This window comes from Mojavia sp., from assembly GCF_059505145.1.
This window is the reverse complement of the sequence record NZ_JCACKA010000158.1, coordinates 1-9,767: the sequence shown is the minus strand read 5'-3', so window position 1 is coordinate 9,767 and position 9,767 is coordinate 1. Positions and strand designations below refer to the sequence as shown.

The window sequence follows — 9,767 nt, the reverse complement described above, 5'->3', positions numbered from 1 at the left end:
ATTAAAAATAAAGGCAATGTAAAGTATATTGCAGCTTAAATGCCGATTAGCTTAACGTAGCTTCGTCATTACGGTCGTAGGAAAGTATAAGTCCTAATTGTATTTCGTATAAGGGACTGACAGAAAATAAATTATCCAATTGACTCAGATAATAATATTTTTCTTTCTCCCCCTGCCCCCCGCACCCTGCCCCCTGCCTACACAGCGATGGGATATTTTTTTAGTTGTAAGTCCCTAATACCGATATTTCCGGCTTGCCTAAAAGTACTACACGTAAGGTGGGTATTGCCCACCCTACTAAAAACTATTAGCCTCACAGATGAATGAAGTCTGAATGCAATTTAATTTTTATAGAAGAGATAATAGAGTTCCTTAACTGCTTCTTTGCTGTTGAGCGCTTCCCCACAAGCGAAAGAGGAGGCGTATATTTGGCAACATCCAATCCTGTAAAACGTATAGGATTAGCACTTGAACCTTGGGCGCAGTTACCAGAGTGGGTAAGTGCCCAGCGTTTAGACGCACTGTTTTTACATCGACCCTGGAAACTAGACGCAGAGAAAATTTCGCCTGAACTTGGAGTAATTTCCTATCATTTACCATTTGATGAGTGCTTAACAATAGGTTTCAATCTTCGCTTGGCGCAAGTTTTGAGGATGTCTGGTTTAGAAATATTGGGAGAAAAAGAAAACAGGGCAATTGGAATGTTAGGAGAAATTCCTACTCAAAACTTTGCGAGTTTGTGCAGTTGTATCACGCAAATTTTTGGCGGACAAGACCAAGTATGTGCAGCAGTTAATACTAATGTGATACGTATTGCTGTTGTTGGTGCAATGACAGATGCGTTAGTACGTGAAGCATCAGACCGTGGCGCTGATGTTTACATCACAGGACAATTTCGACAGCCAGCTCAAGAAGCGATGCGAGAAACTAAAATAGGAGCGATCGCAGTTGGGCATCGTCGCAGCGAAGTCTGGGGTTTACGTTCATTGTCTGGAGTGCTACAAGAACGCTGGTCTAATTTAAAGGTTTTTACGTATTATGACAGTTAGGTTTGCCCAATTACTTTGTGGCTTTATCTCCGGTTTCCCGAATCCAAAGCGCCAGCCCTCCACCACGACCCCGCGCTGCGATAAAATCTTCCGTAACCACAAAGAAAGCAAAGAAAGGTAGTTTAGCTATAGGTTGAGTGTGAAAATCTTGATTCTGAACCTTACCAGAGCGAATCTGCCCGTTGTAAACAACACGATGAAACAGACTGATTTGCATTTGGGTAAAGTCAAACGCTAATAGATTTTTCTTGTTTAAATATTTCGCTGGCCCTGTCAGCTTCAACAACACTGGGCCGAATTGCACCTGATTCCCAATTTCGCCTTTGCCTAAATCCTGTTCTGAACTAGCACTAAAACAAATATGCGCTGCTGCAAACTTGGGCATATAAATACCCTTACCTAAGACAATTCCCCCACGCTTTCTAACCTTACGAGTACCAGTAGCAAAACAAAGCCGCCATTTACCTAATAGAGACTCAAAGTTATAAGTTAACCGTTGTTGCTTGGTAGCTTTTTCCGCTGCTAGTAACGCATCCACCACTAAAGAAGCCGTGGGAAGTTTGCCTCCCTCTCCTCGATACGTAGCCGCAGCTTGAGATAGTGCGTTTAAAAAATCAGGCGTAGCCTTAGTCACATCAGCCGTCATGATTGCTCCTTGTCTTCCATTATGTACTTATTTTCCAATGGAAAAGGCGGCTTCAGTTGTCGCAAACCTCATATCAGCTTCAATCCAATCCTTACAGGACTTACGCAACAATAACGTCATTTCGTCATTGCTTTCCCCAGAGGGGTTGCCAAAGGCATCGTAGGAAAGCAATTGCAAAGCTCTTTTTTTTGTTGCGCGCGATCGCGTATTCGCAACCCTCATCATGAAAATCTTTCTTCCCTAATCTTTAATCCCTAGTTTCCTCTAAGCTATCGAAATTTGCAGATTTTCAGCTTTGATCATTATTTTGAGCAAAGCTGCTACCCCAATTTGGGAAGAAACTGCATTAGCATCCCATTGAGTATCACTTATATACTTGCCTTTGGTGTAGTGATTAGTACCTGACCATAAGTAAGGAGTGAGAACTTCTGGATGAAACTGCCTATAGCCAAAACCGTTGTATCTTTCTATCTGCCAAAGTTGTGCCGCTAGACTCCAATCTTTTACTTTGTCAAATTCTTTAAGAATTAAAGCATCAATTGCACTTTCTTCCCAGGTATATCCTACCGCCCAGCCTTTGATTGGGGCGCTGATTGGTCTGCCAGATGGTACATTGATTGTACGATTTTTCAGTGAATCGCCGTTGTGCAGATGTCTAGTGAACTTCAAAGATGATTCCATATTATGGATGACTGCAATGAAGTACCAAGGTACATTAATTTTTTGCTGCACTATTTCGTAACGAGGCCGATTGGAGAGTATTTTTGCAACTATCTCTTGAGTAAGGCTCAAACTCTCCGGTTTGATTTCGCAGCTATTCCAAAGCTTCTGATATTCCGGTTTTAGATCACGAAGACGAAGTAATATTTCTGTTGTCATTTCTATAGGCGCTTTCAGTCATGGCACTGCTTTTTTAGTTCCATGAAACTAACTTATTTTTTTAAGTTTTAAATCTATTTATACAAAAAGTTAAGTTTTTTATCAGCAATTAGTTTAGTTCTGTATTCAACTAATATCAAACAAATATCGAAGAATTGTAAATTTATCTATACAAAAACTTAATTTCTTGACAGTACTAGCTTTGAGCTTGTAATATCAAGTCCGGTTAATCACTTTATATACTGGTTCAAGTAAGTAGTTGGTAATTGAAGAAGAAAATATTACGAATTACCCATTACCTACCTCAATAAACCATAAAAGTGTTCCAACGAACATGAGATAACTTAGCTTTGCAGTCATAAGTAAAATTAATACGTATTTATTTGTAGTTTTACTAAAAAATATACTAAGTACGTAATAAGTTTGCAAGACTTATACACTTATCTATACCCAAAATGTATAGAGTTAAGTAATAATTTTGACGGGAACTTCTATCTAAGGGTATGTTCTCAAACAGAATCAATCTACAAAAGCATATTTGTACCTACCTAGTAAATAAATGGAGGCAAGTAATATATGAAACTACAAGATTTTTTAGGCAAACAAGAGAAATGGAACTTTGAGGCGATTGGACAAGATGCAGAATTAACTCGTCAGATTCAGGTTCTGTTAATTGGCTTGGGTCTTTTAGATCCTCCAGCAGATGGAAAGTTTGGCCCTGTTTCTGCGGCTGCACTCAAAAAATTTCAAGAGTTAACTAAGGCTGGAGAAACTGATTTTTTAGGAGCAGTTACAGCCAAGTCCTTGATTGAAACTAAACCAGAAGATTTGCCTGAACCACCTTTAAAACTAAGCAATAGCATCGCCAGTAGAATTGTGAAATACTTGATTAAACAAGAATATCAAGTATTTACCGGAGCCAGACAATACAACATTGTTTATGTGGAAGGAATGAATGAAGATTGGAGTCTTAACAGTGATACACCCAATCAATTTAATGACCGTAGAATTGTCATCGAAATCGTAGAGGGTGTGCCTAAAATTGTCAATCACTGGCAAGCTACCACTGAACCAGGCAGATACTATACTTACAATGCCATGAATTCTAAAGGAGCTGCCAGAATTAAATTTGGGCAATATAAAGCTTGGGCAGTTGGATACCACGGCAATGCAGACCGCCACGAAGCATTGATACAAGTTGCGCCCATTACTGTTCATCGAGATTTCAACAAAGATTTTCAACGCACTGGCGACAAACTCGACACAGGCCTTTTCCTAGTTAATCAACACTGGGGCTACGATGCTCCGACAAATGATATTAAAAATGCTAGTGCAGGTTGTTTAGTTGGACGTAGGCGAGATGGACATCGAGAATTCATGGCAATTATCAAACAAGACCGCCGCTATCTAGCTAATAAAGACTATGTATTTTACACCACAATCATTCCTGGGGATGATTTATTAAAAACTGTCCCAGGATAAGGTGTTGCATCTCAATTTTGCTGTGGCATAACTATACTAATTAATTGAACAATTTCTGCCTACCCCTGGCTTGGACTTGAAAAAGCAGGGGAGCAGGGCAGAAAAAATTTCATCCTGGTATAGACATTTCATGATGGTTACTCAGTACATTTGGAAAAGGTGGGCAAAAGTTTTCCTGTAAATTATTCTTCGCATTACAATGCTCACCATATACAGAAGTGAAAGCGATCGCTTATTAAGGGTAAGCTGGTTTAAACGCAAACTTGCGCTAAACAATCTTATCCCTGTTAAGGATGAGGCGATCGCTTCCGTGCCCCCTGTTGCCCAACCCTGTTCTACCAAAACAGGCGTGTCTTCATACGCGCGATCGCATATTCAACCTAGATGAAGTACTATTAGCCATTGATCCATGACTGCTGCCGTCTTACTAGAAAATATCTACAAGTTTTACAATCAAGTTCCTGTTGTCAATGACGTGTCATTCACAATTGAGACAGGGGAGATATTTGCGCTTCTTGGCCCCAACGGTGCAGGTAAATCAACCACAATTCGGATGCTGACTACATTAACAAAACCGTCTCAAGGACGAATTAAGGTAGGTGGATACGATATAGTCAGCCAATCCATGCTAGCCAAACAGTGTATTGGTGTAGTCTTGCAGCAAATCAGCGTAGATCGCGATTTAACAGTTTGGGAAAATATGGAACTGCATGGAAGGTTGCATCACATTGCCAACCCGCAGCGACAGTTAAAAATTAATCAATGGCTTGAGTACGTCGAACTAGCAGATAGACGTAACGATTTGGTAAAAACCCTGTCTGGGGGTATGAAGCGACGTTTACAAATAGCGAGAGCTTTGTTGCATCAGCCACAGATTCTGTTTTTGGACGAACCAACAGTAGGACTAGACCCCCAAACCAGGCGTCGTCTTTGGGAGATAATTCGGGATTTGAATAAGCAAGGGATGACAATATTACTGACAACCCATTATATGGATGAAGTGGAGTATTTGTGTGATGCCTTTGGCTCAGACAAGCCAGGGCGCATCGGTATTATGGATAGCGGTAAGCTGATTTCTTTGGGAACTCTGCAACAATTGCGTTCTGCTCACGGTGAAGGTTTAGTGATGAAACAACTAGGCGTTAACGAAGCGGAGGGTGATGGCGCACGCCGTTGGGAATATTTATTTTTCCCCACCTTAGAACAAGCCAACATCTACCTAGAACAACAGCCGAATAAAACCGGGATGATGGTGCGTCCCTCTAACTTAGAAGATATTTTTGTAGAACTAACGGGACGCCAGTTAGATTAACTTCATCCTCCTAAATCTCGCAGCATTGCTTCTACCCTTGCTACGCCATCCAAATCATTTCGCCGTTGATACAAATCACGGGCTTTTACCAGTAAGTTGCTTGCTTGTTTAGTTTGCCGTCTTTGCTTATACATTGAACCCATCAATTCATAAGTCTGGGCATTGTTGCGATCAAGGTTGATTGCTTGCTCATATGCCCAGCTAGCTGCTTGGTAGTCTCCCAGACGAGATTGCGTCACAGCCAATCCCAAATAGGCATTGACATTGTTACGGTTGATCTGGATGGCACGGCGGTAAGCTTCCTTCGCCCCAGGCATATCTCCTAAATTACCTTTGATATAACCTACAGCATAGTAAAAATCACCATTGTTGGGATTGATAGCAAGAGCGCGACGATAGGCTGCTAACGCTGCCTGAAAATTTCCTTGTTGAGCATATAAGTAGCCGATGCCAGAATGAATCTTAGCATTCTTGGGTTCGAGACTTGCCGCTTGTTTATAAACGGAGATCGCCCCAGCATAATCGCCAGCATCTACCAACCTCCGTCCGTCCTCAAGCATTTGCTTTAACTCTGGATTTCTAGCTTGTGTGAGCAAGACTTGAGCTTGAGCTACTGAGGGTATAGTAGTGGCAAAACATCCTAATAACAAAACACTAACTACAAATGATGTCCGTTTGTACACAGTGTAATTCCTGAAAACATAGGGAACTTTTTTCTTGTACATTAAAACAGAAATATTGATTTTTGCAAACTGTATTTTTTCACTTTTATAAAATATTAATAATATTTGAAGCTGAACCTAAGTGTCAGTGATAAATTTACGAGTTTTTACTGAAATGTTGAATGGTAAGTATAAAATATAAAGTATATTCCGCAAATAAGTATGTAAGCAGGAATATAGAAGACTTTGTTGGAGAAACCAAATTAAATAGCAAAGTTAAAATTATAGCCCTTAGATGAATCTATAAGTTCAAAAAGCATTAATATTGTGATATATCCCTATTATAAATGCAAAGTAGCTTACTGCTGTTTGTTCTAAATTGTACGAGCTTGCGTTTTTAATATTCATCCTCATCTGTTCATTACCGGATAAGTTAAAACTAAAATATTTTCAGGGAATATAGCTGACCAACTGATGTACTATTTGTGAGGCTAAATTATGATTTTAACTACAACTGATGTAATTCAAGGAGCAGTAATTCAGTCATATTTAGGCATTGTAACGGCGGAAGTCGTCTATGGTAGTAATTTTCTGCGGGATTTTTTAGCTGGCATTCGTGATATTGTCGGTGGACGCACCGGCAGCTATGAACGTTTATTTGAACAGGGTCAACGAAAGGCATTAGAAGAATTAGAACAAAGAGCACAACGTTTAGGAGCAGATGCTGTAATTGGAATTGAAATTGATACTGGCACAATCAATGTAGACCAGTCAGGAGTTCTTTTACTGATTACTGCCACAGGTACTGCTGTGAAAATGCGTTAGTTTTTAGTAGTTTCATTAACACAACTACATTGCCAGCCTATGGATAATAGTAATAGATGTTTTCAAATTAACTATTATCCATTAAATATTACCAAAATTTTTTCTATAACACTTTGAATTTAAACTTAAAAAAATATTTTAGTGATTTTCTGGCGATCGCAGCTAAATTTAAAATTAGTATTATTAATTAAAAAATATATATTTATTTTTAGAAATTAAAATGTAAATAATAAATAAATAAAGTTTTTTATTGTAATAAGTCCTAATCTATTACTACTAAAGATAGAGTGTATAACTCTTTCTAGTGATAGATAGAAAAAATCCTATTTAGCAATTTAATTTTAAACGTAAGCGTAAAATTACCAAAAAAGAAACTTTACGTAAATAGTAAGGGAGAAAATAAGCTATGTCATATGCAAATCGAGTAGGCGACCAAGTTATTCCTCCTGACCAAGCGGTAGTAGGGCGAGCTGCTGAATATCATGACCGTGTTCGTTGGGGCCCAATTATATCAGGTGTATTAGTTGCTTTAGTTACTCAATTGATATTAAGCGCATTGTTTGGTGCGATCGGCGCAGGTAATGTTGCAGGGTCAGGAGCTCCTAGAACAATTGCACCGAACGTTGCAAGTAATGTAGGTATTTGGTCAACTATAGGATTATTGATTTCGCTATTCACTGGTGGTTGGATGACAGCCCGTGCTTGCGGCCCGATGAACCGCAATACAGCGTTACTTAATGGTGCAATTCTTTGGGCAACTACTTTAGCTCTTAGTTCTTGGCTATTAGCAAGTGGAGTGTCTGGTGCGTTCGGTGTTGCTGCTTCAAACGCAGGGGAAGTAATCAACCAAGTACAACAACCAGGTGCAAATGTACCGCAAAACATACCCAACGTAAGTGCCCAACAAGCTCGTGAAATTGCTGCTGCGACCTCTAGAGGCTTGTGGTGGTTTGTATTAGGTTCCTTGTTAGGTTTAGCCGCTTCCTTGATAGGAGCTGTTGCTGGCGCTCGTAGTCCTAGAGCTAACACTTACAATTCTTGAAAAATCTTTGAAAATTCCATCCAATTTAATTTATTTTAATAGCGCCTTAGTCAAGGTGCTTTTTGTTATTTAAAATTAAGTAAACTTTAAATAAAAATTAGATTTATTTGACCGTATTGTGGAAAATATCTCTTGAATTATATTTGTTTAGGATATCTAGAGTTTTTATTGATTAAAGAAAGCAGACGTTTACCTTTAGTTGAAAAATTTTTGACTTGAACTATAACCAAAAAAAATGAAATCGATAAAGCCAAATCTGTGTTAAGTTCCATTACGATGTGTCTAGACCGCAATTCATGAAGGCTAATTTATTGCATGAGTTTCTTTGGGGTTGGCGAAATTTACAATTCAAAATTGCGATCGCCTGCTTATGTATCCAGAGCAGACCGATAGAATAGAAAATTATCTGCATCGGTCTGTGGTTCAAAATTTAAAATGATATGGACTCCTCTACATGCAAAAGTACATCGCACTATCCGAGAACGCCACTTATTTGAGCGTAACCAACGGTTATTAGTGGCAGTTTCTGGCGGTCAAGATTCTCTGTGCTTAATAAAATTACTGTTAGATTTACAACTAAAATGGGGCTGGCATTTAGGTATTGCTCACTGCGATCATTGCTGGCGTCCTGACTCTCAAGCTAATGCCAACCATATAGAAAAGTTAGCCAAAACTTGGAATATATTATTTTATTTAGAAACTGCTACGCAGCCCTTATCTAATGAAGCTGCTGCACGTAAGTGGCGGTATCAAGCATTGAGTACGATCGCCCAAGCAAATAATTATCACTATGTTGTTACAGGGCATACGGCAAGCGATCGCGCAGAAACTCTCCTTTATAACTTAATTCGTGGTACTGGGGCTGATGGTTTGCAGGCTCTTACTTGGCAACGGCCACTGATTGCAGACATTATGCTAGTGCGTCCACTTTTAGAAATCACTCGTACACAAACAGAACAATTTTGTCATGATTTTCATCTGCCAGTTTGGGAAGATTCCACTAATCAAGATTTAAAATACGCCCGCAACCGCATTCGCCAAGAGTTATTGCCATATCTGCAAACGAATTTCAACCCAAAAGTAGAGTCAACTTTAGCGCAAACTGCGGAACTACTGCAAGCAGAAGTGGAATATTTAGAGCAAGCAACCCAGAACTTGAGGGAAGAAGCGATCAGAGGGGATAATAAGGAAAATCCTGGTTTCTCTGTTTCCTTATCTTCTGATTCTTTACCACTACGCCTCAATCGTCGGGTATTGCAAACAGCACCACTGGCGTTACAACGTCGTGTCATGCGTCAAGTTTTACAACAAATACTTCCTGACTCGCCCACTTTTGAACACATCGAAAAATTAACAGCTTTAATTACAGCACCAAACCGTTCGCAAACAGATCCATTTCCTGGAGGTGCGATCGCCCAAGTTCAAGACAATTGGATTTGCCTTAAACAATTGTAATTAATGAGTATCTAATACCAAGTTGCAATCAAAAGTAGCAACTGTCATTGCGAGCGAAACAAAGTGGAGCGAAGCAATCTCCCCTAACGAAAGATTACTACAACGGAACGCAACTTGGTATAAGGTGGATGAATGAGTATCAGAACTCCGTTAATCACAGAACTTACGCACTCAGATCCCCCAACCCCCTTAAAAAGGGGGGCTAAAATCCCTCAAAGTCCTCCTTAAAAAGGAGGATAATGACGGATCTACAATGATTTCGGTTTAGTACACAGATGTGTGTACACCGTAGCCTTCAAAAGGGGGGATTAGAGGGGATCAGGGTTTCAGGCTTCAGTGCGTAAGTCCTAAATCAGTATCTGAGGTGGATGAACGAGTATTAGAACTCCGTTAATCAGTATTTGAGGTGGATGAA

General features: G+C 39.6%; 11 protein-coding genes. 7 read left to right on the top strand and 4 right to left on the bottom strand.

Going from position 1 to position 9,767, the window contains the following annotated elements; all coding sequences use genetic code 11:
- The first annotated feature begins 323 nt into the window (after positions 1-323).
- Complete coding sequence (locus AC5JL8_RS38595; RefSeq protein WP_495884953.1) at positions 324-1,049, top strand: Nif3-like dinuclear metal center hexameric protein; 726 nt, start codon at positions 324-326, stop codon at positions 1,047-1,049.
- Positions 1,050-1,059: 10 nt separating this feature from the next.
- Here AC5JL8_RS38595 and AC5JL8_RS38590 read toward each other — a convergent pair whose 3' ends face one another.
- From AC5JL8_RS38590 to AC5JL8_RS38580, 3 genes are read right to left on the bottom strand one after another with little or no spacing between them, the layout of a single operon-like run.
- Complete coding sequence (locus AC5JL8_RS38590) at positions 1,060-1,695, bottom strand: hypothetical protein (RefSeq protein WP_495884952.1); 636 nt, start codon at positions 1,693-1,695, stop codon at positions 1,060-1,062.
- A 27-nt stretch (positions 1,696-1,722) separates the two neighbouring features.
- Complete coding sequence (locus AC5JL8_RS38585) at positions 1,723-1,920, bottom strand: hypothetical protein (RefSeq protein WP_495884951.1); 198 nt, start codon at positions 1,918-1,920, stop codon at positions 1,723-1,725.
- Between the two features lie 39 nt (positions 1,921-1,959).
- Positions 1,960-2,574, bottom strand: coding sequence for a hypothetical protein (locus AC5JL8_RS38580; protein ID WP_495884950.1), 615 nt, complete (start codon positions 2,572-2,574; stop codon positions 1,960-1,962).
- A gap of 576 nt (positions 2,575-3,150) precedes the next feature.
- Here AC5JL8_RS38580 and AC5JL8_RS38575 point away from each other — a divergent pair.
- The 3 genes from AC5JL8_RS38575 (at position 3,151) to AC5JL8_RS38565 (ending at position 5,368) form a co-directional block, all read left to right on the top strand.
- Complete coding sequence (locus AC5JL8_RS38575) at positions 3,151-4,056, top strand: peptidoglycan-binding domain-containing protein (RefSeq protein WP_495884949.1); 906 nt, start codon at positions 3,151-3,153, stop codon at positions 4,054-4,056.
- Positions 4,057-4,255: 199 nt separating this feature from the next.
- Entirely contained in the window at positions 4,256-4,444 is a 189-nt protein-coding gene (locus AC5JL8_RS38570; protein ID WP_495884948.1) for a hypothetical protein, read from the top strand.
- A gap of 21 nt (positions 4,445-4,465) precedes the next feature.
- Positions 4,466-5,368, top strand: a complete 903-nt coding sequence (locus AC5JL8_RS38565; RefSeq protein WP_495884947.1) for an ABC transporter ATP-binding protein — start codon at positions 4,466-4,468, stop codon at positions 5,366-5,368.
- A 2-nt stretch (positions 5,369-5,370) separates the two neighbouring features.
- On the opposite strand, the gene AC5JL8_RS38560 is transcribed toward AC5JL8_RS38565, so the two are convergent.
- A complete protein-coding gene (locus tag AC5JL8_RS38560) occupies positions 5,371-6,051 on the bottom strand; it encodes a tetratricopeptide repeat protein (protein ID WP_495884946.1) in 681 nt (226 codons plus the stop codon).
- Between the two features lie 477 nt (positions 6,052-6,528).
- On the opposite strand from AC5JL8_RS38560, the gene AC5JL8_RS38555 reads away from it, so the two are divergent.
- From AC5JL8_RS38555 to tilS, 3 genes are all read left to right on the top strand, one after another.
- Positions 6,529-6,855, top strand: coding sequence for a YbjQ family protein (locus AC5JL8_RS38555; RefSeq protein WP_495884945.1), 327 nt, complete (start codon positions 6,529-6,531; stop codon positions 6,853-6,855).
- Positions 6,856-7,261: 406 nt separating this feature from the next.
- A complete protein-coding gene (locus AC5JL8_RS38550) occupies positions 7,262-7,897 on the top strand; it encodes a hypothetical protein (RefSeq protein ID WP_495884944.1) in 636 nt (211 codons plus the stop codon).
- 435 nt (positions 7,898-8,332) lie between these two features.
- Positions 8,333-9,352, top strand: coding sequence for a tRNA lysidine(34) synthetase TilS (tilS, locus tag AC5JL8_RS38545; RefSeq protein WP_495884943.1), 1,020 nt, complete (start codon positions 8,333-8,335; stop codon positions 9,350-9,352).
- The last annotated feature ends 415 nt before the right edge of the window (positions 9,353-9,767 follow it).

What these genes read in the sequence shown, in the direction of transcription:
- AC5JL8_RS38595 (WP_495884953.1), top strand. Translation starts at nt 324, where the DNA reads ATGAAGTCTGAATGCAATTTAATTTTTATAGAAGAGATAATAGAGTTC.
- AC5JL8_RS38590 (WP_495884952.1), bottom strand. Translation starts at nt 1,695, where the DNA reads ATGACGGCTGATGTGACTAAGGCTACGCCTGATTTTTTAAACGCACTA.
- AC5JL8_RS38585 (WP_495884951.1), bottom strand. Translation starts at nt 1,920, where the DNA reads ATGATGAGGGTTGCGAATACGCGATCGCGCGCAACAAAAAAAAGAGCT.
- AC5JL8_RS38580 (WP_495884950.1), bottom strand. Translation starts at nt 2,574, where the DNA reads ATGACAACAGAAATATTACTTCGTCTTCGTGATCTAAAACCGGAATAT.
- AC5JL8_RS38575 (WP_495884949.1), top strand. Translation starts at nt 3,151, where the DNA reads ATGAAACTACAAGATTTTTTAGGCAAACAAGAGAAATGGAACTTTGAG.
- AC5JL8_RS38570 (WP_495884948.1), top strand. Translation starts at nt 4,256, where the DNA reads ATGCTCACCATATACAGAAGTGAAAGCGATCGCTTATTAAGGGTAAGC.
- AC5JL8_RS38565 (WP_495884947.1), top strand. Translation starts at nt 4,466, where the DNA reads ATGACTGCTGCCGTCTTACTAGAAAATATCTACAAGTTTTACAATCAA.
- AC5JL8_RS38555 (WP_495884945.1), top strand. Translation starts at nt 6,529, where the DNA reads ATGATTTTAACTACAACTGATGTAATTCAAGGAGCAGTAATTCAGTCA.
- AC5JL8_RS38550 (WP_495884944.1), top strand. Translation starts at nt 7,262, where the DNA reads ATGTCATATGCAAATCGAGTAGGCGACCAAGTTATTCCTCCTGACCAA.
- tilS (WP_495884943.1), top strand. Translation starts at nt 8,333, where the DNA reads ATGATATGGACTCCTCTACATGCAAAAGTACATCGCACTATCCGAGAA.